Source organism: Pseudomonas frederiksbergensis, assembly GCF_003732665.1.
GTDB lineage: Bacteria > Pseudomonadota > Gammaproteobacteria > Pseudomonadales > Pseudomonadaceae > Aquipseudomonas > Aquipseudomonas frederiksbergensis_G.
Map to the genome: position 1 here is coordinate 307,647 of NZ_MOBP01000004.1, position 23,541 is coordinate 331,187.

Annotated in this window: 21 protein-coding genes; 11 read left to right on the forward strand and 10 right to left on the reverse strand. The window is 59.1% G+C overall.

Features of this window, described 5'->3' with window-relative positions:
* Positions 1-7: 7 nt before the first annotated feature.
* On the reverse strand, positions 8-1,003 hold the full coding sequence (locus BK665_RS07520; protein WP_123404280.1) for an ArsR/SmtB family transcription factor: 996 nt from the start codon (positions 1,001-1,003) through the stop codon (positions 8-10).
* Between the two features lie 273 nt (positions 1,004-1,276).
* Here BK665_RS07520 and tkt point away from each other — a divergent pair, with 273 nt between their 5' ends.
* From tkt to fba, 6 genes are all read left to right on the forward strand, one after another.
* A complete protein-coding gene (gene tkt / locus BK665_RS07525) occupies positions 1,277-3,274 on the forward strand; it encodes a transketolase (RefSeq protein ID WP_123404282.1) in 1,998 nt (665 codons plus the stop codon).
* Between the two features lie 150 nt (positions 3,275-3,424).
* Complete coding sequence (epd, locus tag BK665_RS07530; RefSeq protein WP_123404284.1) at positions 3,425-4,489, forward strand: erythrose-4-phosphate dehydrogenase; 1,065 nt, start codon at positions 3,425-3,427, stop codon at positions 4,487-4,489.
* Between the two features lie 17 nt (positions 4,490-4,506).
* Positions 4,507-5,670 (forward strand): phosphoglycerate kinase, encoded by a 1,164-nt coding sequence (locus BK665_RS07535; protein ID WP_123404286.1) that lies wholly within the window; start codon positions 4,507-4,509, stop codon positions 5,668-5,670.
* 34 nt (positions 5,671-5,704) lie between these two features.
* On the forward strand, positions 5,705-5,929 hold the full coding sequence (locus BK665_RS07540; protein ID WP_123404288.1) for a hypothetical protein: 225 nt from the start codon (positions 5,705-5,707) through the stop codon (positions 5,927-5,929).
* 56 nt (positions 5,930-5,985) lie between these two features.
* On the forward strand, positions 5,986-6,318 hold the full coding sequence (locus BK665_RS07545) for an MliC family protein (RefSeq protein ID WP_123404290.1): 333 nt from the start codon (positions 5,986-5,988) through the stop codon (positions 6,316-6,318).
* A 270-nt stretch (positions 6,319-6,588) separates the two neighbouring features.
* Complete coding sequence (gene fba / locus BK665_RS07550) at positions 6,589-7,653, forward strand: class II fructose-bisphosphate aldolase (protein WP_054044249.1); 1,065 nt, start codon at positions 6,589-6,591, stop codon at positions 7,651-7,653.
* 110 nt (positions 7,654-7,763) lie between these two features.
* Here fba and BK665_RS34225 read toward each other — a convergent pair whose 3' ends face one another.
* Together BK665_RS34225 and BK665_RS07555 are read right to left on the reverse strand one after the other, a co-directional pair.
* Entirely contained in the window at positions 7,764-8,324 is a 561-nt protein-coding gene (locus BK665_RS34225; RefSeq protein WP_148053197.1) for a hypothetical protein, read from the reverse strand.
* A 252-nt stretch (positions 8,325-8,576) separates the two neighbouring features.
* Positions 8,577-9,266, reverse strand: coding sequence for a transposase (locus tag BK665_RS07555; protein ID WP_123404292.1), 690 nt, complete (start codon positions 9,264-9,266; stop codon positions 8,577-8,579).
* A 252-nt stretch (positions 9,267-9,518) separates the two neighbouring features.
* Between BK665_RS07555 and BK665_RS07560 the strand changes: the two genes are divergently transcribed.
* A complete protein-coding gene (locus BK665_RS07560; protein WP_123404294.1) occupies positions 9,519-9,920 on the forward strand; it encodes a hypothetical protein in 402 nt (133 codons plus the stop codon).
* An 86-nt stretch (positions 9,921-10,006) separates the two neighbouring features.
* On the opposite strand, the gene BK665_RS07565 is transcribed toward BK665_RS07560, so the two are convergent.
* Both BK665_RS07565 and BK665_RS07570 read right to left on the reverse strand, forming a co-directional pair.
* Entirely contained in the window at positions 10,007-10,291 is a 285-nt protein-coding gene (locus BK665_RS07565; RefSeq protein WP_123404296.1) for a fructose-bisphosphate aldolase, read from the reverse strand.
* Between the two features lie 647 nt (positions 10,292-10,938).
* Entirely contained in the window at positions 10,939-11,607 is a 669-nt protein-coding gene (locus tag BK665_RS07570; RefSeq protein ID WP_123404352.1) for a polysaccharide lyase family 7 protein, read from the reverse strand.
* A gap of 322 nt (positions 11,608-11,929) precedes the next feature.
* On the opposite strand from BK665_RS07570, the gene BK665_RS07575 reads away from it, so the two are divergent.
* From BK665_RS07575 to BK665_RS07585, 3 genes are read left to right on the forward strand one after another with little or no spacing between them, the layout of a single operon-like run.
* Positions 11,930-14,053, forward strand: coding sequence for a putative bifunctional diguanylate cyclase/phosphodiesterase (locus BK665_RS07575; RefSeq protein WP_123404298.1), 2,124 nt, complete (start codon positions 11,930-11,932; stop codon positions 14,051-14,053).
* A gap of 45 nt (positions 14,054-14,098) precedes the next feature.
* Positions 14,099-14,590: a M48 metallopeptidase family protein gene (locus BK665_RS07580; protein WP_123404300.1), complete on the forward strand. Its 492-nt coding sequence runs from the start codon at positions 14,099-14,101 to the stop codon at positions 14,588-14,590.
* Positions 14,591-14,601: 11 nt separating this feature from the next.
* Positions 14,602-14,898: a winged helix-turn-helix domain-containing protein gene (locus BK665_RS07585; protein WP_123404302.1), complete on the forward strand. Its 297-nt coding sequence runs from the start codon at positions 14,602-14,604 to the stop codon at positions 14,896-14,898.
* A gap of 97 nt (positions 14,899-14,995) precedes the next feature.
* Here BK665_RS07585 and BK665_RS07590 read toward each other — a convergent pair whose 3' ends face one another.
* Positions 14,996-15,448: a GNAT family N-acetyltransferase gene (locus tag BK665_RS07590; RefSeq protein WP_123404304.1), complete on the reverse strand. Its 453-nt coding sequence runs from the start codon at positions 15,446-15,448 to the stop codon at positions 14,996-14,998.
* A gap of 257 nt (positions 15,449-15,705) precedes the next feature.
* Between BK665_RS07590 and BK665_RS07595 the strand changes: the two genes are divergently transcribed.
* A complete protein-coding gene (locus BK665_RS07595) occupies positions 15,706-16,443 on the forward strand; it encodes a substrate-binding periplasmic protein (RefSeq protein WP_123404306.1) in 738 nt (245 codons plus the stop codon).
* A 182-nt stretch (positions 16,444-16,625) separates the two neighbouring features.
* On the opposite strand, the gene yccS is transcribed toward BK665_RS07595, so the two are convergent.
* From yccS to mdtD, 4 genes are all read right to left on the reverse strand, one after another.
* Positions 16,626-18,809, reverse strand: coding sequence for a YccS family putative transporter (gene yccS, locus BK665_RS07600; protein ID WP_123404308.1), 2,184 nt, complete (start codon positions 18,807-18,809; stop codon positions 16,626-16,628).
* Positions 18,810-19,167: 358 nt separating this feature from the next.
* A complete protein-coding gene (locus tag BK665_RS07605) occupies positions 19,168-20,346 on the reverse strand; it encodes a BaiN/RdsA family NAD(P)/FAD-dependent oxidoreductase (RefSeq protein WP_123404309.1) in 1,179 nt (392 codons plus the stop codon).
* A gap of 152 nt (positions 20,347-20,498) precedes the next feature.
* On the reverse strand, positions 20,499-21,884 hold the full coding sequence (gene dbpA, locus BK665_RS07610) for an ATP-dependent RNA helicase DbpA (protein WP_123404311.1): 1,386 nt from the start codon (positions 21,882-21,884) through the stop codon (positions 20,499-20,501).
* A gap of 187 nt (positions 21,885-22,071) precedes the next feature.
* Entirely contained in the window at positions 22,072-23,499 is a 1,428-nt protein-coding gene (gene mdtD / locus BK665_RS07615) for a multidrug transporter subunit MdtD (RefSeq protein WP_123404313.1), read from the reverse strand.
* Positions 23,500-23,541 lie beyond the last annotated feature (42 nt).

The following is a 23,541-nucleotide window of genomic DNA, read 5'->3' on the forward strand; positions in this document are numbered from 1 at the left end:
CCTGAATTTACCGATGGTGAGTGTCGCCAGCCGGTCGCTGAAAATGGCGAACCTGGATCTGGAAACCATTGCGTAAGCCTACATAGAGGCTTTCCCCGGGAACGAGTCCCGCAGCGGTGGCCCAACGGGCCAAATCGTCCTGTTCAAACCCCAACCAAAGATCACCGCAGGCCTCCCTGGCCCAACTCTGGTTGTGGCTACATAACTCTGTCACTAACAGGCTACCGCCTGGTTGCAGCAAACCGGCCATGTGCTTGAGCGCTTCGGCCGGCGCGGCGAAATGGTGCAGCACCATGTTCAATACAACGCAATCGGCGGTCAGGCTCACACCGTTAAGTGCATCGGCCAATTGCAGGCTGACATTAGTCAGCGTTTCGCGTTCGCAGACCTGGCGCGCCAGTTCGAGCATCGCCGGGCTGTTGTCCAGCGCCGTCACCTGGGTGAAGCGGCGCGCCAGTTCCGGCAGGAAACCGCCGTCGCCGGGGCCGACTTCAATCGCCGTGGCGCCTGCGCTGAAACTCAGCTTGTCGAGCAGCGCCACCACGCTTTCGCGGTACTGCGGCAGGCCGGCGATCAGGTCTTGCTGGGCGCGAAACTTCTCCGCCACCCGTGAGAAAAAGTCCTGGCTGGCCGCCGCCCGTTGCCCGTGGACCTGAGCGATGCGCGACTGCACATCCGCCGGCAGGGTCAGGTTGTCCACTTCCTCCAGCAGCGCGGCATGCAGCTTGCCGCCCAGCAGGTCGGTGTGGGGCAGGGCGCGACGGTAGAAAATCGCGTTGCCTTCACGGCGGGTCGCCACCAGGTCGGCCTGGGCCAGGACCTTGAGGTGGTGACTCATGCCGGACTGACCGATGCCGAAGATCTGCGCCAGTTCCAGTACGCCAAACGAATCGTTGGCCAGCGCACGCAATACATTCAGGCGCAGAGGATCGCCGCCGGCCTTGCACAGGGCCGCCAGCTCATCGCAATCGTCATGTTGAATGGAAGGCACGCGTAAATTCATAAGGCCAGCAGTCTAGTGAGGGTCGGAAAACCCCGCAAGGGCAATATCAAAAAGTTTTGATATTGCTCGATAGATGGCACTTCTTGAGAAAAGGGTCACTCTACAAACCGTGTGCGGAAAGGTTTCACCGGGCGAATGCGACTTTATCCACCGGAAAAACGCCTCTGGATGACTATCTGTCATTGCCCCGAGGCGGGTGGGTGAGGGAAAATGCTCGCCTTTTTTCCGTTCCGATTTATTCACTCTCGATTCAGAACCCTCAGGAGAACAGCGATGCCAAGCCGTCGTGAGCGTGCCAACGCCATTCGTGCCCTCAGCATGGATGCCGTGCAAAAAGCCAACAGCGGCCATCCGGGTGCCCCGATGGGTATGGCGGATATCGCCGAAGTGCTTTGGCGTGACTACCTCAAGCACAACCCGAGCAATCCATCGTTCGCCGACCGTGACCGCTTCGTGCTGTCCAATGGCCACGGCTCGATGTTGATCTATTCGCTGCTGCACCTGACCGGCTACGACCTGTCGATCGAAGACCTGAAAAACTTCCGCCAACTGCACAGCCGCACCCCGGGTCACCCGGAATTCGGCTACACCCCGGGCGTGGAAACCACCACCGGTCCACTGGGCCAAGGCCTGGCCAACGCCGTGGGTTTTGCCCTGGCAGAAAAAGTCCTGGCGGCGCAGTTCAACCGTCCTGGCCACAACATTGTCGACCACCACACCTACGTGTTCCTGGGTGATGGCTGCATGATGGAAGGCATTTCCCACGAAGTCGGCTCTCTGGCCGGTACGTTGGGCCTGGGCAAACTGATCGCCTTTTACGATGACAACGGCATCTCCATCGATGGCGAAGTCGAAGGCTGGTTCACCGACGACACCCCGAAGCGTTTCGAAGCCTACAACTGGCAAGTGATCCGCAACGTCGACGGTCACGACCCTGAAGAAATCAAGACCGCGATCGAGACCGCACGCAAAAGCGAGCTGCCGACCCTGATCTGCTGCAAGACCACCATCGGTTTCGGTTCGCCGAACAAGCAAGGCAAGGAAGACTGCCACGGCGCCCCGCTGGGTGACGCGGAAATCGCCCTGACCCGCGCTGCGCTGAAATGGAACCACGGCCCGTTCGAAATCCCGGCCGACATCTACGCCGAGTGGGATGCCAAGGAAAAAGGCCGCGCCGCCGAAGCCGAGTGGGACCAGCGTTTTGCCGCTTACTCCGCCGCGTTCCCGACCGAAGCCAACGAACTGATCCGTCGCCTGAGCGGCGAACTGCCAGCCGATTTCGCGGAAAAAGCCTCGGCTTACATCGCTGAAGTCGCGGCCAAGGGCGAAACCATCGCCAGCCGTAAAGCCAGCCAGAACGCCCTGAATGCCTACGGCCCGCTGCTGCCGGAACTGCTGGGCGGCTCCGCTGACCTGGCCGGTTCCAACCTGACCCTGTGGAAAGGTTGCAAAGGTGTCTCGGCTGAAGACGCCAGCGGCAACTACATGTACTACGGCGTTCGCGAGTTCGGCATGAGCGCGATCATGAACGGCGTGTCCCTGCACGGCGGTCTGGTGCCTTACGGCGCGACCTTCCTGATGTTCATGGAATACGCGCGCAACGCGGTCCGCATGGCCTCGCTGATGAAGAAACGCGTGGTGTTTGTCTACACCCACGACTCCATCGGCCTGGGCGAAGACGGCCCGACGCACCAGCCGGTCGAGCAACTGACCAGCCTGCGCAGCACGCCGAACCTCAACACCTGGCGTCCAGCCGATGCTGTTGAGTCGGCGGTTTGCTGGAAACTGGCGATCGAGCGCCAGGACGGCCCTTCGGCGCTGATCTTCTCCCGTCAGAACCTGCAGCACCAGGAACGTGATGCCGGCCAGATTGCCGACGTCGCCCGTGGCGGTTACGTGTTGAAGGACTGCGCAGGCGAGCCTGAGCTGATCCTGATCTCCACCGGTTCGGAAGTGGGCCTGGCGGTTCAGGCGTACGACAAGCTGACTGAACAAGGTCGCAAGGTTCGCGTCGTTTCGATGCCGTGCACCAGCGTGTTCGATGCTCAGGACGCCGGTTACAAACAGGAAGTCCTGCCGTTGCAAGTCAGCGCCCGTATCGCCATCGAAGCCGCCCACGCGGACTACTGGTACAAGTACGTGGGCCTGGAAGGCCGCGTCATCGGCATGACCACCTACGGCGAGTCGGCGCCTGCGCCAGCCTTGTTCGAAGAGTTCGGCTTCACCCTGGAAAACATCCTGGGTCAGGCTGAAGAGCTGCTGGAAGACTGATCCAGAAGTTGCGTCGTCCGGACTGCCGCCTTCGCGAGCAAGCCCGCTCCCACATTGGAATGCACTTCCCTGTGGGAGCGGGCTTGCTCGCGAAAGCGATGGTCCAGGCAATGCTGCAGTAACTGAATCGCTACGGTAATCGAGAACCCCATGCCCCAACCGCGTCCCTACAAAGTTGCACTCAACGGCTACGGCCGGATTGGTCGTTGCGTCTTGCGTGCGTTGTTTGAGCGAGGCGAGAAGGCCGGGTTTGAAATTGTCGCGATCAACGATCTGGCGGACATGGCCAGCATCGAATACCTGACACGCTTCGACTCCACTCACGGGCGTTTCCCCGGCGAAGTGCGGGTAGAGGGCGATTGTCTGCATATTAATGGCGACTGCGTGAAGGTCCTGCGCAGTGCCACCCCCGAAGGCATCGATTGGGCGTCTCTGGGCGTCGATCTGGTGCTGGAGTGCTCCGGCGCTTACCACACCCGTGCCGATGGCCAGCGTTTCCTCGACGCCGGCGCGCCACGGGTGCTGTTTTCCCAGCCGATGGCCAGCGAGGCGGATGTCGACGCCACCATCGTCTACGGCGTGAACCAGGATTGCCTGACCGGCGACGAGCTGCTGGTGTCCAACGCGTCCTGCACCACCAACTGCGGCGTGCCGTTGTTGCGCCTGCTGGATCAGGCCATTGGTCTGGAATACGTGTCGATCACCACCATCCACTCGGCGATGAACGACCAGCCAGTGATCGACGCCTATCATCATGAAGACCTGCGCCGCACCCGTTCGGCGTTCCAGTCGGTGATCCCGGTGTCCACTGGTCTGGCGCGGGGCATCGAACGCCTGCTGCCGGAACTTGCCGGGCGAATTCAGGCCAAAGCCGTACGCGTGCCGACGGTGAACGTGTCGTGCCTCGACATTACGATGCAAACCGTCAGCGACACTGACGCCGTCGAGGTCAACCGGATCCTGCGCGAAGCCGCCACCAGTGGCCCGCTCAAAGGTCTGCTGGCTTACACCGAGCTCCCCCATGCAAGCTGTGATTTTAATCACGACCCACATTCGGCCATCGTCGATGCCAGTCAGACCCGCGTTTCCGGCCCACGGCTGGTGAACATCCTGGCCTGGTTCGACAACGAATGGGGGTTTGCCAACCGAATGCTGGACGTTGCGGAACACTATCTGCAAATAGCCGCTCCACTTTCTGTCACTAAAAAACAGTAACTCAGGAATTGCGACCCATGACCGTGTTGAAGATGACCGACCTCGATCTGCAAGGTAAGCGCGTACTGATCCGCGAAGACCTCAACGTCCCAGTCAAGGACGGTGTTGTCACCAGCGATGCGCGTATCCTGGCTTCGCTGCCGACCATCAAGCTGGCCCTGGAAAAAGGCGCGGCCGTGATGGTCTGCTCGCACCTTGGGCGTCCGACCGAAGGCGAGTTCTCGGCCGAGAACAGCCTCAAGCCAGTCGCTGACTACCTGAGCAAGGCCCTGGGCCGCGAAGTGCCGCTGGTGGCCGATTACCTGGGCGGCGTTGACGTGAAGGCCGGCGACATCGTGCTGTTCGAAAACGTGCGCTTCAACAAAGGCGAGAAAAAGAACGCTGACGAACTGGCCCAGCAATACGCCGCCCTGTGCGACGTGTTCGTGATGGACGCCTTCGGCACCGCTCACCGTGCCGAGGGTTCGACCCACGGCGTCGCCAAGTTCGCCAAAGTCGCCGCCGCTGGCCCGCTGCTGGCTGCTGAACTGGACGCACTGGGCAAAGCCCTCGGCGCCCCGGCCCAGCCAATGGCCGCCATCGTGGCCGGCTCCAAGGTCTCGACCAAACTCGACGTGCTCAACAGCCTGAGCCAGATCTGCAACCAGTTGATCGTTGGTGGCGGCATTGCCAACACCTTCCTGGCCGCAGCCGGTCACCCGGTTGGCAAATCCCTGTACGAACCGGACCTGCTGGACACCGCTCGCGAAATCGCCGCCAAGGTCAGCGTGCCGCTGCCGGTGGACGTTGTAGTCGCCAAGGAATTCGCGGAAAGCGCCACTGCAACGGTCAAGCTGATCGCTGACGTGGCCGACGACGACATGATTCTGGACATCGGCCCACAGACTGCGGCGAATTTCGCCGAGCTGCTGAAGTCGTCCAAGACCATCCTGTGGAACGGCCCGGTGGGTGTGTTCGAATTCGACCAGTTCGGTAACGGCACCAAAGTCCTGGCCCAGGCCATCGCGGAAAGCTCGGCGTTCTCCATCGCCGGCGGCGGCGACACCCTGGCGGCCATCGATAAATATGGCGTTGCCGATCAGATCTCCTACATTTCTACCGGCGGCGGCGCGTTCCTCGAATTCGTCGAAGGCAAGGTACTGCCGGCCGTTGAAGTCCTGGAAAGCCGGGCCAAGGCCTGAGGTACCCAAAATGACCAGGCAAAGGAGTGTTTTTATGGTCAGGACCATCGCGCTGTTGATCGTCGCGTGTGCCTTGGCGGCTTGCGGGAGTAACCCGAAAGCCAAGCCGGAGCCCGCGCCGTCTGCGCCGGCTGATAAGGGCTGTTACCAGGCCGACTGGCAGGCCGAAACCAACCCGGTGCTGAACAAGCGTTCCGGGCCCGATGGCCTGGACAAATACGAGACACAGACACCGGGCAAGGAACATGGCTGCCCTTGATGGGTCTGACTCTTTACTCAAGGCCGGCGGCGTGCGCCGTTGGTCGAGGAACATGGATGAAAGGTTTTATCGCCGTCATGGCGCTGGCACTGCTGGCAGGTTGCTCCAATTTCAACCTGTTCAACACCTCGGCGCCCGCGGACAACTGGACCACCTGGACCTGCGACAGCCAGGCGAAAGTGCTCTGGCGCTACACCGACGACAGCCGCAAGGAAGTCGACGTGCGTCTCGGCGGGGCCGATCAGGTCTATCGCCTGAAGCTTGAACCGGGCGCCGAAGGATCGCTGTACAGCAACGACATGCTGGCGTTTCACGTAAAAGGTGAGGAAGGCCTGGTGTACTGGGTCGCCACCAATGATTTGATTGGCCGCGGTTGTAAAGCCGAGTAATTGACACACCACAGATCCAATGTGGCAGCAGATCCAAATGTGGGAGCGGGCTTGCTCGCGAAAGCGGTGGATCAGCTTGCATCAGTGCTGAATGTTGAACCGCATTCGCGAGCAAGCCCGCTCCCACAAGGGATCTGTGTAGGTACAACAGATTTAGGCAATACCGAATGAGCGGACCGGACCAACCCCCGATCTGCAATAACTTGAATAGCCGCCGCCGCTACGGCAGGCTGGCACGATTAACGACCCAAACCGGGAGAGACACACACAATGGCACTTATCAGCATGCGCCAGATGTTGGACCACGCAGCCGAATTCGGCTACGGCGTTCCAGCCTTCAACGTCAACAACCTTGAGCAGATGCGCGCCATCATGGAAGCCGCTGACAAGACTGACTCCCCGGTGATCGTCCAGGCTTCGGCCGGTGCGCGCAAATACGCAGGCGCCCCGTTCCTGCGTCACCTGATCCTCGCGGCAATCGAAGAATTCCCGCACATCCCGGTGTGCATGCACCAGGACCACGGCACCAGCCCTGACGTCTGCCAGCGCTCCATCCAACTGGGCTTCAGCTCGGTGATGATGGACGGTTCCCTGGGCGAAGACGGCAAGACCCCGACCGACTACGACTACAACATCCGCGTGACCCAACAAACCGTGGCCATGGCTCACGCCTGCGGCGTTTCGGTAGAAGGCGAGCTGGGCTGCCTGGGTTCCCTGGAAACCGGCATGGCCGGTGAAGAAGACGGCATCGGCGCCGAAGGCGTTCTGGATCACAGCCAAATGCTGACCGACCCGGAAGAAGCCGCTGACTTCGTCAAACGCACCCAGGTCGACGCCCTGGCCATCGCCATCGGCACCAGCCACGGCGCGTACAAGTTCACCAAGCCACCAACCGGCGACGTGCTGGCCATCGACCGCATCAAAGAAATCCACAAACGCATCCCCAACACCCACCTGGTGATGCACGGCTCGTCCTCCGTGCCACAAGACTGGCTGGCGATCATCAACCAGTACGGCGGCGACATCAAAGAAACCTACGGCGTGCCGGTTGAAGAAATCGTCGAAGGCATCAAGCACGGCGTGCGCAAGGTCAACATTGACACCGACCTGCGCCTGGCATCCACCGGTGCGATGCGTCGCCTGATGGCTACCAACCCTAGCGAGTTTGACCCGCGTAAGTTCTTCGGCGCGACCGTGACGGCGATGCGTGATGTGTGTATCGCTCGTTATGAAGCGTTTGGTACTGCGGGTAATGCTTCGAAGATCAAACCGATCTCGTTGGAAGCGATGTATCAGCGGTATTTGAAGGGTGAGTTGAACGCTAAGGTTAATTAAGCCTGGGTGTTAAATTGTGTTGAAAAGAAACCCGCCGAGAGGCGGGTTTTTTTGTGCGTAAATAAAGGGATAGAGATAAATAATCTGTCCCTATTTATTCCCTATTGTCGCTACACATTGCGCTCGACAATTTGCAAGGTGACATTAGGGCCGATGTATCCTGCATCTCCGCCCATTGTACAGGTGTATGCTGCCCATTGATTGTTGCCAGTATAATCAGCGTATACTTTTTTGTGGAGCTGTAAGTTCCCGTCCGCGGAATTGAGCTCCAAATTAGTAAAAGTGTTTCCTGCTAGTTGAGCTGGATGAATAAATTGGCCATTTTGGAAAAATGCAAAGTCGCTGCGCTCATTTGATGATTGATAAAGTCCTATGTAACGGGTAGATGTTCTTCCTAGCCAGTAACCGTTGTAGGAACCGGGTTCTCGACTAGCTATGTGATAGATGAAATCTCTTCCGGAATACAGGAAGTACAATAACGGTGATTCGCTTCCTAGGCAGCAATTTGCGCATAAGTACTCTTCCTTCGGAAGTCCAACCGTATATTTAGTCGTCGATCCGTATTGTGTTTTAAGACTTTCTGTTCCATTTTTTATGTATTGAAAGCCTAAATTGCAAGGGAGAGCTTCTCCTGTTATCTGCAGGCGGCCAGTAAATGATAATTCACTCATGATGCACCTCGTTAATTAAGAATCGCTAGGGCTGAAAAGGTCTTTTCATTTTTTGCTTGTTGCGTGTTCAATGGTAGATAGTGTCACTTTTATTAGCACCTGTAAGATATGACAGTTTTTAAGAACGTTTAGTTATGAGTCTCAAAACTAAAAAAACAGGGCGCGGAAATAATGGCAGAAAAGGGGACAGATTTATTTGGCAGAAAAGGGGACAGATTTATTTAATCTATCCCCTCTTCAAAAGTATCAAGTCTATTTCGCCGGTCTGCCTCGCAGTCGTTGTATTATCCGCAATCCGGTAATCGCCTCAATCTCATCGGTAAATCTTGCATCGCCAGTGAGTTGTCCGCGTTGAAGTGCGCCTCTAAGCAATTGCAGTTCTGATGAAGGGGTTTCCTGCTCCATGAAAGAGGCGTAGCGCGCGAGGCGTTCGGTAGGGGTGGTGCCCAGTTCATTGAATCCTGGATTTTCATCCAGCCAGTTATCCACAGAAGATTCATTGAGACGTAAGTGCAGGCTGGACCAAGGGTAGTCCCGTGCACGTTGCACAATCTTCGCTCGCACCGGGTTGAGTTCGATGTATCGGCTACAGGCCAGCAGATAGCTATCGGTTTGTACGACGCTGGATTTGTAGCGGCTTTCCCACAGCGTGCCAGAGCGACCTTCCAGTTTGTTCCGGCGCCGCGTCATACGACCTGCCAAGCCTTTCATCAATTGTCCGAGACCACTCGCAGAGTCACCGGGTGCGAGTAATAAATGGACATGATTAGTCATTAGGCAGAATGCGTACACCTTCACATCGAAGGCCGTTTTGAGTGCTTGCAAGTCAGCCAGGTAGTGTTCGAAATCGGTTGTTTCGGCGAAGACCACTTGCTTGTTGTGACCTCGTTGTACGACGTGATGCGGGTAATTGGGCAATACGATGCGTGCCGTTCTAGGCATATGGCCACCTACTTCCATGTATGTTTTGGAAAGCGTAGCAGAATGATCAGGAAAATAACCTGATGGAATTGTTGTAAGGTTTTATGTCATAACCTAACGTTCTGTTATCGCGAAATTGTATTGCTAACTGTTATTTCTTACAGGTGTTTTGTTGCGGGAGGTTGATTACGGTTAGGGCAAGGAGGATGCATAAATAAATCCGTCCCCTTTTCTACTTGTGCTTAGAGCTCACTTGCTTGCGGGATGAAAAAGATGAAAATTGAAAATAACGTCAATAAAAAAATTGCTGGTAGTCTGGAAGTCAAATTCACACATCAAGACTATGGTGAGCACGAGTTGAAGCTTGAGGAGGAGGGCCTTTTCTCTAGGGATAGCGAGTTCTTTTATATTAGTCCGAAGGATAGAGAGGTAGGCGGGCATAGTTATTATATGGGAATTAAGTTTAGAACGGGCCTTGAGGTTGAAACGACCTACACGCTAAAACGAAATGATGACTCAGTTAGAGCACATTTGGAGATTGATCGTGTTGACGGTGATAAATATGCCAGTGGTACATTTAGTTTGTCTGCGGGTATGCCATATCCCGCGGGGGAATTCGAGCTCTTCGAGGAAGGGGTCTTTAAAGCAAAGGGAAAATTCAAGTCAGTCGCTTGAAAAGTGAGTAGTTGCAGGAAAAGTGCAGGAAAAGGGGACGGATTTATTTAGTCGATAAATAAATCCGTCCCCTTTTTTTGCGATAGTTAAGGCGTATCAAACCCACGCTGCTCAATCACTCTAAATACATCACCTACATCCCGGAGCAGGATTAAGGCGATGTTGGTGACGGTGTTGATGTCGTTTTCGGCGTAGTCCGGCAGGCTGGTGCAGGCCATGAGGTTGAGGTATTTGACGACGGCGTTGAGGCGTTCGCTGACGCAGTTGTGCAATTCGCGGAGCGGGGCGTCGCTGTCGATGAGCAGGACGGGGTAGTCGGTGGCGAATTGGGACATGGGGGTGAAGCGGCGCGGCGGGTTGTTTATTGTCATTAGTAAATCTTCCTTGTGTTCAAAAAGAAGAGCTACTGCCGTTCGCTGCGAATCGAATGGGTGGTAGCTGTGTGCGGGTTCGCAGACCGAGGCACAAGGAACCCGGCAGACCCGAAGGTCTCCCACACACAGCCACCATAAAACGAACTGCGGGCGTTAAAACGACCATCGTTTGTTATGGAGCTTGGTTGCCATTGCGCTGTAGGGCTGCGAAACCCTATCGCCGACTGCTGTCAGCGACGGGGCGAACTATAAGCGGCGACTTTGATGGCTGCAACCGCACCGTAGGACAGCGCATAACCCTTGTGGCGAGGGGGCTTGCCCTCGTTCGGTGGCGCGGCCGCCGCAAAACCGGGCGCTGGAGTGGGACTGTAGGAATGCGCTGGCAGGTGGATGGGGCTGCTTCGCAGCCCGGCGGGAGCAAGCTCCCTCGCCATAAAGGCATTATTCCTACGGGATTTGCGGAAGGCTTGAGGTTGATGGGGGCTGCTGCGCAGCCCAACGGGGGCAAGCCCCCTCGCCACAATGGGTGGTTACTTGCGAGGTTTTCGACGGGAGGATCAAAAGATCGCAGCCTTCGGCAGCTCCTACGGAGGATCGCGCAAATCTGTAGGAGCTGCCGGAGGCTGCGATCTTTTAGGATATGGCTACTTGTCGTGATCAATATCCAGCTTACTGAACGTCACTTTCCCGCCTTCGCTGGTGTACCCGGTGTGGTCCTGCACATACACGCCGGCCTTGAAATACAGCGGTTTGTCGCGCCATGTCGCGCTGATGTTCGAATCCCACTGATAGCCCGCCGCGCTGATGCCCAGTTGTCCGCCAGGGCTCAGGTGCAGGAGGTAGGAAAACTCCTGATCCAGCTTCACGCCGGTCGCGACGGTGATGACCCGGCCTTCGCCGTCATCGGGGTGCATGCGCACTTTGGCGACGATGTTGCCGGATTGGGTGCTGGTCTTGAACTGGTACTCAAGCTTGATCAGGGGTTTCTGGCTTTCATAGGCGTGGATCTGGCCGATCACGATCTTGCCGGAGCTCGGCACCTGGTTCACCGCGAGGGTGGCGCGCAGGGAATTGTCGGCGTCCGGGTAGAGCCAGTTGCGCAGGGTGCCGTTGCTGTAGGTTTCGCGAAGTTCGGTGCGGGGGTATTTGGCGTTTGCGGTTTTGGAACCGGTGACCGGGGACCAGAAGAACAGGGTGCCGGTGTCGGAATGGAAGTATTGGTCCTTGAAACCCTTCACCAGTTTGGCTGTTTCAACGGTGTAAGGCGGATTGCCCACAGGAACACTGAGGTTCCATGTTGCGAGATCGATCATAGACAAAGCTTCCACGAATTCATGCTGCACGCCCGTTCCAGAAGCTCTAGCACGGGCCTTGGAGGGTTGCCTTTATAAGCGTAGTCGCGTGCTTTGTTAATGCCCGCCGGGCAGAAGATTGACGTCAACATCCTGTCAAAAAGCCATCTTTCCCGGTTTCCGGGGGCTGTAGCGCCGACCGTTAGTCGGGTTATGGACGGTTTGGTTACATGATGGCGTGATGACACCTACTGCTTTTTCGGATCCGGGTCTAGAGTGAAGGCGTAGTATTTGTCCGGTTTTCACGAGAAACCGGCCTGTCGCCCCGAACAAGAGAAGCAGCATGGAATGCGCGCAACCCACGCCAAGTGAAGGCAGCTCTGTCCTTTTAATCGTTGATGATTACCCTGAAAACCTGATCAGCATGCGCGCCTTGTTGCAGCGCCAGGACTGGCAGGTCATGACCGCCGCCTCGGGCTTCGAGGCCCTCAGTTTGCTGCTTGAACACGATGTCGACCTGGTGCTGCTGGATGTGCAGATGCCGGGCATGGATGGTTTTGAAGTCGCACGGTTGATGCGCGGCAGTCAGCGCACCCGTTTGACCCCGATCATTTTCCTCACCGCCAACGAACAGTCCCAGGACGCCGTGATCAAGGGCTACGCCAGTGGCGCGGTGGATTACCTGTTCAAACCCTTCGACCCGCAGATTCTCAAGCCCAAGGTCCAGGCGTTGCTGGAGCATCAGCGCAATCGCCGGGCGTTGCAGCGCCTGAGCCACGATCTGGAGGTCGCCCGCGCTTTCAACGCCTCGGTGCTGGATAACGCCGCCGAAGGCATTCTGGTGGTGGGTGAGGACGGTCTGATTCGTTTTGCCAACCCGGCGATGTCGCGGCTGCTCAATGCCACGGTCAAGGATTTGCAGGGCCGGGAGTTTTTGGACTTCCTGCAAAAACCGCACATTCCGATCTGGGCAGATTCCGACCTTTATAACGGCTACAAACGCGGCGAGACCCTGCGCCTGCACGATGCGCTGTTGCGCACAGCACCGGGCCAACAGGTGCCGGTGGCGTTGTCCTGCGCGCCGTTGCCTTCCGAGCAACACGCGATGGTGGTGACGGTGCTGGACATGTCGGTGGTGCGCCATCTGCATCAGCAACTGGAGTTTCAGGCGGTCACCGATCCGCTGACCGGGCTGCTCAACCGCCGGGGTTTCCACCAGACCGTGGAAAACCTGCTGCTGCGCGGCGAACGTTCCGACAGCGCCTGGGTGTTGCTTTACCTGGATCTGGATGGCTTCAAGCGGGTCAATGATTCCCTCGGCCACGATGCCGGTGACCGGGTGCTGCGTTGGGTGTCCGAGCAGTTGAAGGCTTGCCTGCGGCCCTTCGACATTCTGGCGCGCATGGGCGGTGATGAGTTCACGGCGCTGCTGGACCTGGAATTTCCCGAGCAAGCGGCGAAGATTGCCGAGAAGTTGATCGAACGGGTGTCGATCTGTCAGCAAATCGAAGGCCTGGACATTGCCCTCGGCGCCAGCATCGGCATCGCCACCTATCCGGATTGCGGTTCCAACCTTGACGGTTTGCTGCGCGCATCCGACATCGCGATGTACGAGGCCAAGCGCGCCGGGCGTCAGCAATACCGCTTTTACGATCACGAAATGAACGGCCGGGCGCGCTCGCGGTTGATGCTCGAAGAGAGCGTGCGCACGGCCATTGAGAACCGTGATTTCAATCTGGTGTATCAGCCGCAAGTGGCGATCAATGGCGGGCAGATTCGCGGTTTCGAGGCGTTGCTGCGCTGGCAGCATCCGAGTGTCGGCGATGTGCCGCCGGGGCTGTTTTTGCCGTTGCTGGAAGAGGCGCGATTGATCAGTCGCCTGGGCAGCTGGATTTACCATCGCAGCGCCAAGCAGCGCAAAGCCTGGGAAACCTTGTTTGCCGAGGATCTTGTACTGGGGGTGAGTTTGAGCAGTACTCAGTTCAGCATGCCTAACCTGGTCACTGAATTGCGCCAAACCCTGGAACGCCATCACTTGCAGCCACGGCAGATCGAGGTCGAAGTCACCGAGGAAGCCTTGACCCTTAACCCCGATGAAACCCGCAAGCAACTGCGCTTGCTGCGCAATCTGGGGGTGCGGGTGGCGCTGGATGACTTTGGCTCCGGGCCGTGTTCGCTGGCGCACCTGCGGGATCTTGAGCTGGACACCCTCAAGCTCGACCGCCACCTGATTGCGCGATTGCCGGAGTCAACCCGGGATGCTTCGCTGGTGCGCACGGTGATCGACCTGTGCAAGCAATACGGTCTGCTGGTGATCGCCGAAGGCGTGGAAACCGTGGCGCAATTCGACTGGCTGCAGGCCAATGGCTGCGAGTTCGTACAAGGGTTTTTGGTGGCGCGACCGATGACTTCCGAGGACGCCGCCGAGTTTGTCCAGCCCTTTGACTGGAGCGCGCTGTCCCGCTGAATTCGCTACACTGGCGACCTTTCCGTGATTCGTGTTGCCCGCCCAATGACCGCGTTGAAATACCTCCAGGCCTATCCCGTTGCGTTGCAGGACCAGGTGCGCCAGTTGATCGCCGACGGTCGGCTGGGCGACTACCTGGATCAGCGTTACCCGCAAAAGCACGTCGTGCAAAGCGACAAGGCGTTGTACACCTACGCCCTGGACCTGAAGCAGGAATACCTGCGCAACGCCCCGGCCATCGACAAGGTGTTGTTCGACAACCGCCTGGACCTGACCCACCGCGCCCTCGGCCTGCACACCACGATTTCCCGGGTGCAGGGCGGCAAGCTCAAGTCCAAGAAGGAAATCCGCGTGGCGTCGCTGTTCAAAGAAGCGCCGTCGGAGTTCCTGAAAATGATCGTGGTGCATGAGCTGGCGCATTTCAAAGAGTCGGATCACAACAAGGCGTTCTACAAGCTGTGCGAACACATGTTGCCGGGGTATCACCAGGTGGAGTTTGATCTGCGGGTGTATCTGACGTGGCGGGATATGCAATAAGGAGTGTCCGGATGGACGTCAGCAAGACCAAAAGCAGCTTCTACCGCCGGTTGTACGTGGCGTACTTGATCGACAGCGGGCTAGCCAGCAGCGTCCCGACCCTGACCGAAGTCACCGGCATGCCCCGGCGCACGGCCCAGGACACCATTGCGGCGCTGGCGGATCTGGATATTGTCTGCGAGTTCGAACAGGAAGACGGTGCGCGCAACCATGCCGGGCGTTATCGGATTCGGGAGTGGGGGGCGATTGATCGGGGGTGGATCGAGCGCAATTTGCGGCAGATTAAAGCGGTGTTGGAATATCCCTGAGATTTGCTGCGTCTGGGCTGACGCCTTCGCGGGCAAGCCTCGCTCCTACAGGATATGCGCTGTCCTTGTGGGAGCGGGCTTGCTCGCGAAGAGGCCCTCAAGAACGCCGCATCCCGATATGCGGAATGTCATCCTCCAAATATTCCTCCCCAACCACGACAAACCCATACCGCCCGTAATACCCCTGCAAATGCGCCTGGGCCGACAGATAAATCGGCACGCCAGGCCAGCGTTTCTCAGTCTGCCTCAGCGCCTGTTCCATCATTTCATGCCCCAGACCCTGGCCCCGGCCTTCAGGCGCGGTCACCACCCGACCGATCACCACGTCGCCACCTTGCAGTTCCGGGTCGAGCAAGCGCAGGTACGCCAGCAGCGCATCCCCGTTCCAGCCCATCAAATGGCAGGTGTCACCCTCCAGGTCCTGACCGTCGACATCCTGATACGCACAGCGCTGCTCGACGACAAACACCTCGGCGCGCAACTTCAAAATGGCATACAGCTGCTCTTTACCCAGATCGCTGTGATGTTTGCAGACCCACTCGATTGTCATCTTCACATTCCTTGAACAACGTTCTCCCGATACTAAGCGTGCGCAGGAAAGAAGTCTCGATGGCTGAGAAATCTGTGACAAAGGCCAAAATGCCATCATTCATTTGTCGCGGCGCTGTCTTCTTTGTGTAATCTGCAAGTCAGCGCTGTGCAGTGGCTTCAATGAGCTAAGGTTTAGTACCGCTACGCCGGTATTCGAGTCTTGGAGTTTTGGCTGAAAAACACGTCGGGCAACCCGCCCGCTAAGGATTTTCTAGCATGCCGCGATTGCATCGAGCTCTTGCTTTGATTGGATTGCTGTTGCTGACTCAGAACGCGGCGGCGGAAAAGCTGCGTCTGGTGGCCGATGCCTGGCCGCCGTTTACCGACGCCACGCTGGTCAATGGTGGCTTGGCCACGGACATCGTCAGCACCGCGCTGGCCCGGGCCGGTTATGCCAGCGATTTCGAGCAAGTGCCTTGGGCACGCGCCTTGCTGGGCGTGGGTGAGGGTCGCTACGACGTATTGGTCAACGCCTGGTACAACGACGAACGCACCAAGCTCGGGCAGTTTTCCTCCGAGTACCTGCTCAATCGCGTGCGCTTCATCAAGCGCAAAGACGCGCCCATCGAATACAACAACCTGCAGCAACTGCACACCTACCCGATTGCGGTGGTGCGTGGGTACGCCTACTCGCCGGAATTCGATGAGGATGCCGCGCTGCAGAAAATCCCGGTGCATAACTTCGCCATGGCCGTGCGCATGCTCGCGGCCGATCGGGTCAAGCTGACCCTGGAAGATGAATTCGTCGCCCGTTATTACCTGGCCCGGGAGTCATCCAAAGTCCGCAACTCCGTGGAGTTCCTGCCCAAGCCCTTGAGCGAGAACAGCCTGCACATTCTGGTCAGCCTGAAGAACCCGGAGCATGAGCAGATCGTGGCGAGTTTTGACCGGGAGATTGCGGCGATGAAGGCGGATGGGAGTTATGAGCGGTTGATGAAGCAGCATGGGATGTAGAGGGGCAGCGGCAAGCTTCAAGTTTTGAGCCGCAAGTTGTTTGGTGGTGTGGCGGATGCCGCCTTCGCGAGCAAGCCCGCTCCCACAGGGGATATGTGGTGTGTCCTGAATTGCAGACCCACCATCAATCCAATGTGGGAGCGGGCTTGCTCGCGAAGAGGCCCTCCGAGCCGCCGCAAATCCTAGACCTCGCTGGTGTCTTTAATCAGATGCGCCGCAAGGGTCCGCAACGGCCCCAACTGCCGGCAAATCAACGCCAACTGCGTCTGCACCAGCCGCTGCCCTTCATCAATCTCATCCGGCATCTGTTCCAGCTCATTGGCCAGCTCTTCTTCCGCATCGCTTTGAATCGCAATCGGCAGTTTGCTCGCCAGACCCTGGGCGATTTCGTCGATGCTGGCCGCCAGGCTCACGCCGGCGCCGTCGATCAAATGCTCGCGCACGTCTGGCGGTAATTGCTTTTCCCGGTGCGCGCCGAGCCCTGACAAGTAGCTGAGCAACGTGTGGGACAACACCAGGAAGCGGAAACCGACGTCCGCTTCCTTCCGGAAATGCCCCGGCTCCATCAGCATGTTCGCCAACGTGGTCGACAGCGCTGCATCGGCGTTGTGCGCGTTGCGTCGGGCCAGGCGATAAGCCAGGTCATCGCTTTTGCCGGCGGCGTATTGCTGCATGATTTGGCGCAGGTAGATGCTGTTGCAGGTCAGGGTGTTGGCCAGCACTTTGTTCAAGCGTCGGCCCTGCCAGTCCGGCAGGAACAGGAACACCGCGAGCCCGGCGATCAGGCTGCCGAGCAAGGTATCGAACAGGCGCGGCAGGAACAGCCCGTAACCGTCGCCAACCTGGTTGAAGCAGAACAACACCATCAGGGTGATCGCCGCCGTCGCCAGGGTGTAGCGGGTGGTACGGTTGATAAAGAACACCACCCCGGCGGCGATGGCGAAGCACGACTGGATCAGCGGGTTCGGGAACAGGTCGAACAGCGCCCAGGCCAGGGTCAGGCCGATGGCGGTGCCGATGATCCGCTGGCCGAGTTTGCGTCGGGTGGCGCCGTAGTTCGGTTGGCAGACGAACAGCGTGGTGAGGATGATCCAGTAACCCTGGGACGGGTGGATCAAATGCACCGTGGCGTAGCCGATGCTCAGCGCCAGGGGCAAACGCAGGGCGTGGCGGAACAGCAGCGAGGTCGGCGTCAATTGGGTGCGCAAGCGCAGCCACACATCCTTGAGGTTGCGCGGCGAACGGTCGAGCAAGCTGCTGTCGGTGGCGTCGGCGAGGGCGTCGGGGTTGCTCGCGTCGCTGAGCAAACGGTCGAGTGTGCCGAGGTTGGCCGCCAGTGCGCGCAATGAACGCAGCAGTCCGCGCCAGGCCGGGTTGCTCTGGACGCGCAGGTGTTCGAGGGAGGCGTGCAGGTCGCCCAGGGCCTCGGCGAAGCTGGCGTCGTAGACGAAGGGCTGGCGCATCTGGATCGATTCGGCCAGGGCGCGGCAGGCCTTGCCTTGCTGACGCAGCAGGCGTTGGCAGCGGAACATCACGTCGCTGTGGAAGAAGGCGTCAGCCAGGGCGTTGTAAGGGTAGTGCGAGGAACTGGCGCGCTCGTGGATGTCCTGGGCGAGGAAGTACAGCTTGAGGTAGCGGCTGACCTTCGAACCGGGGCGACCGTTGCCGACCCGGTGCAGGATGATTTCCTTGGCGACGTTCAGGGCGGCGACCACCCGACCGTTTTGCTGGGCCAGTTCCAGGCGTCGCGCTTCCACGTCCATTTGCCGGATCGGCTCGAACAGCGATGATTTGAGTTTCAGGTACAACCCCAATTCCCGGAACAACCGCGCCAGGCTCTGCTGCACCGGCTGATTGGAAAACATCGCCTGCCACAACACCGAGAGCAAGCCGTACCAGGCGGCGCCGGCCACCAGCAGCACCGGTTCGTGCCAGAAATCGGTCACCGCGCCGCCGCGCTGGTCCACGCCGATCATGGTGTAGACCGACAGGATCAACGTCGCCGAGGCAATCGCGCCATAGCGTTCGCCCAGCGCCCCGAGCATGGTCAGGCCGAACGCGGCAAGGGCCAGGGCGATGATAAAAATGATGGGGTAGGGGAAGAGCAATTCGACGGAGAACGCGGCGATGCTGAAACACACCAGCGTGACCGCCAGGGCGTTGAGGCGGCCCTGCCAACTGTCGTCGGTCTCGGCCAGGGCGCTGGCGATGATGCCCAGGAACAACGGGATCAACAGCCCCATTTCATCCTGATACCAACAAACGGCCATGCTGCCGGTCAGGGCGATGAACACCCGCACGCTGTAGCTGAATTTATCCAGCGCCCAGAGGCGGCGTAGAGACTGACTAAAAGGGGTCGATGACATGAAGTGCGAGGGCCTTCCGAGGCGATGACGCTAAATTGAGCCAGTAATGACGCCGACGCAATGGCGCCGATCACATCTGACAGCAAAATCTGTTCCTTTAGACATCCACACATCCCCAATGTGGGAGCGGGCTTGCTCGCGAAGAGGCCGGTACATTCAACATTAGTGTTGGCTGTCAGGCCGCCTTCGCGAGCAAGCCCGCTCCCACACTGGAACTGTGTCGATCACAATGTTGTGGCTCTCCCAAAACCCTGTGGGAGCGGGCTTGCTCGCGAAAGGGCCGGTGCATTCAACATTTTTGTCGACTGTCAGGCCGCTTTCGCGAGCAAGCCCGCTCCCACATTTGGTTTTGTGTAGGTCAGGCGTATTGTGCGGCGGCGTAACCCGAAGCCCACGCCCACTGGAAGTTGAACCCCCCCAGGTGCCCGGTGACGTCCAGCACTTCACCGATGAAGTACAACCCAGGGCTTTTCAGCGATTCCATGGTCTTGGACGACACTTCATGGGTATCGACCCCGCCCAAAGTCACTTCGGCGGTGCGGTAGCCTTCGGTGCCGGCGGGCACGACTTTCCAGCTCGCCAGTTTTTCGGCGATGTCGGCGATTTCCGCATGGGTGTATTGCTTCATCGGTTTGGAGACAAACCAGTTGTCCGCCAGCAGGTTGGCCATCTTCTTGGTGAAGATTTCCCCCAGCAGGGTTTTCAACTCGCTATTCGGGCGTTCGGCCTGTTGCTGTTGCAGCCAGCTCGGTACGTCGTGGTCCGGCATCAGGTTGATTTCAACCGTGTCGCCGGATTCCCAGAAGGAGGAAATCTGCAAAATCGCCGGGCCGCTGAGGCCACGGTGAGTGAACAGGATGTTCTCGCGGAAGCTCTGCTCGTTGCAGCTCACCAGGCAATCCACCGAGGTGCCGGACAGCTCGGTGCACAGTTCTTTGAGCTGATCGGTGATGGTGAACGGTACCAGGCCGGCGCGGGTCGGCAGCAACTCGTGGCCGAATTGCTTGGCCACTTGATAACCGAAACCGGTGGCGCCCAGGGTTGGAATCGACAGGCCGCCGGTGGCGATCACCAGGGATTCGCAGGTCAACTGACCGAGGGTGGTGTCCAGCAGGTAACCGGTTTCGAGCTTCTCGATGGTCTGGATCGAGGTGTCCAGGTGCAGGCTGACGCCGACCTGATCGCACTCGTTGAGCAGCATTTCGAGGATGTCGCTGGATTTGTTATCGCAGAACAACTGGCCGAGTTTCTTCTCGTGGTACGGCACGCCGTGCTTGGCGACCATGCCGATGAAATCCCACTGGGTGTAGCGCGCCAGTGCGGATTTGCAGAAGTGTTCGTTCTGCGAGAGGAAATTGCCCGGTTCGGTGTACATGTTGGTGAAATTGCAGCGGCCACCGCCCGACATCAGGATTTTCTTGCCGGCCTTGTTCGCATGGTCGAGCAACATCACCTTGCGCCCGCGCCCGGCGGCGGTCAGCGCACACATCAACCCTGCGGCGCCAGCGCCAATGATCACGACTTCGGTAGAGCGCAAAACGGTGTCCTCTTGATGTGTCACCACAAAACTAACTGTGGGAGCGGGCTTGCTCGCGAAAGCAGTGTGTCAGGCAACTTAATGCAAACTGACACTCCCTCTTCGCGAGCAAGCCCGCTCCCACATTTGATCTCTGTCAGCCAGAAGATCTCTTACAAAATGCGCACGCGCAACGAGCGGCCCTTGATCTTGCCGTCGTTCAGGCGCTGCAGGGCTTGTTTGGCGATGCCACGCTCAACCGCTACAAACGCCTGGAAGTCGAAGATTGCAATCTTGCCGACCTGGGCGCCCGGGATGCCGGCGTCGCCGGTCAGTGCGCCGAGGATGTCGCCCGGACGCACCTTGTCTTTACGGCCAGCGCCGATGCACAGGGTGCTCATCACCGGCAGCAGCGGTGCGCCGCCCTGGGAGGTGAGGTTGTCGATCTGATCCCAGTTCAACGGCGACTGCTGCAGTTTCTCGATGGCTTGGGCGCGGATGGCTTCGGACGGCGCCACCAGGCTGATCGCGATGCCTTTCTCACCGGCACGACCGGTACGGCCGACACGGTGGATGTGGATTTCCGAGTCGCGGGCCAGTTCGACGTTGATCACCATGTCCAGCGCATCGATGTCCAGGCCGCGAGCGGCGACGTCGGTGGCGACCAGTACCGACGTACTGCGGTTGGAGAACATGGCCAACACCTGATCGCGGTCACGCTGTTCCAGATCGCCGTGCAGGCCGACGGCGGAGATGCCTTTGGAGGTCAGGTGATCGACGGTTTCCTGCACCTGCTGCTTGGTGAAGCAGAAGGCCACGGTGGACGCCGGGCGGAAGTGGCCGAGGACCTTGGTCACCGCGCTCATGCGCTCTTCCGGGGAGATTTCGTAGAAGCGCTGCTCGATCTGCGTGTCGTCGTGGAAGGCTTCGGCCTTGACGATCTGCGGGTTGCGCATGAACTTCGCGGCCAGTTGCTTGATGCCCGTCGGGTACGTGGCGGAGAACAGCAGGGTCTGGCGGCGTTCCGGGGTCTGGGCAATGATTTCTTCGATGGAATCGTAGAAGCCCATGTCGAGCATGCGGTCGGCTTCGTCGAGGATCAGGGTGTTCAGGCCATGCAGGATCAGCGAACCCTTGCGCAGGTGCTGCTGGATCCGGCCCGGGGTGCCGACGATGATGTGCGCGCCGTGCTCCAGGGAGCCGATCTGCGGGCCTAGGGACACGCCGCCGCACAGGGTCAGGACCTTGATGTTGTCTTCGGCGCGGGCCAGACGACGGATTTCCTTGGCCACCTGGTCCGCCAGCTCGCGGGTCGGGCAGATGATCAGCGCCTGGCAACCGAAGAAGCGCGGATTGATCGGGTTCAGCAGGCCGATGCCGAAGGCGGCGGTCTTGCCGCTGCCGGTCTTGGCTTGGGCGATCAGGTCCATCCCTTTGAGGATCACCGGCAAGCTTTGCGCCTGGATCGGCGTCATCTCGGCATAACCCAAAGAGTCGAGGTTAGCCAGCATGGCGGCGGACAGCGGCAAAGTATTAAAAGCGGTGGCGATGGTGGTCACGGGACTGGCCTGCAAAACAAAATGTCGCGCAGTGTATCAGGCCTGCGCACGGCACCTGCAAATTCTGGACGAGTAGCGTCGTTGTAGCAGCTGCCGAGGCACGAGGCTGCGTCGGGTTGCGAAGCGGCCCCCGAGGGCGGTCCTGCGGACACGCAACGCAGCCTCGTGCCTCGGCAGCTGCTACGGGTCAGTGTTCTATGTCGTGTTCGCGGCTGACCACCCGTCGGCCATCATTGGGTGATAGTTGCGAGAAGATCGTTGCGGCCAGCATCGCCATGACGCCGACGGTCACGAAGGTCAGTTGGAACGCACCCAGAATGGTCTCCACGCCATCGTTTCCAACCTCCGCCGTGAAGCCACCCAGCAGGGCGCCAGCGCAGGCCACGCCCAGGCTCAGGGACAATTGCGCCACCACCGACAATAAGCTGTTGCCGCTGCTGGCGCTGGCGTCGTCGAGGTCGATCAGGGTCACGGTGTTCATCGCGGTGAACTGCAACGAGTTGATCGCACCGGCAATCGCCAGCATCACCAGCAGCAGCCAGTACGGCGTTTGCTCGCTGACCAGGCCCATGGCCGCCAGCATGATGCCCAGCGCCAGGGTGTTGCCGGTCAGGATGATGCGATAACCGAAGCGTTCGATCAGTGGTCGCGCCACGGACTTGGCGAACATCGCCGCAGCAGCCAGTGGCAGCATGCTCATCCCGGCCTGGGACGGCGAATACCCCAGCGCCACTTGCAGCAGCAACGGCACGAGGAAGGGCAGGGCGCCGCTGCCCAGGCGGGCGAACAGATTGCCGAGGATGCCGACGGCAAAGGTACGGGTCTTGAACAGCGACGGCGCGAACAGCGGATTATCGATGCGTCCGGCCCGCAGCCAGTAAGCCGCCAGGCACGCCAGGCCGCCGAACAGCAGCAACATCACCCGCAGGTGCGGCAGGTGCAATTCGCCGAGGCCCTCCATGGCGATGGTAATCAGCACCATTGCCGCGCCAAACAATAAAAAGCCCCAGCTATCGAACCGCGTGCGTTCACTACCGCGCAGGTCGGGAATGAATTTCCACACGGCGTAGCAACCGATCACGCCCACCGGCAGGTTGATCAAAAAGATCCAGTGCCACGACAAGTACTGCACCATCCAGCCGCCGGTGGTCGGGCCGAGCAACGGGCCGAGCAGACCGGGAATGGTGATGAAGCCCATGATCCGCACCAGTTCCGAGCGTGGGTAGGCCCGCAGTACCACCAGCCTGCCCACCGGCAGCATCAAGGCACCGCCCAAGCCTTGAATGATCCGGGCGCCGATCAGCATGGTCAGGGTGCTCGATAACGAGCAAAGCAACGAGCCGATGCTGAACAACAGGATCGCGCCGAAGAAAATCTTCTTGGTGCCGAAACGGTCGGCGATCCAGCCCGAGGCGGGGATCAGCAGGGCGACGGTGAGCATGTAGGCGATGATCACGCCTTGCATGCGCAACGGGTTTTCCGCCAGGTCCAGGGCCATGGCCGGCAGGGCGGTGTTGAGGATGGTCCCGTCGAGGGACTGCATGAAGAAGGCAATGGCAACGACCCACGGCAGCCAGCGGGCGGTGACGGGGTCGAGAGCTGGGCGGTTGGGCATGGGACCTCTTGTGGGAAAAGGGTTAATGCAATGTCAGGGTGG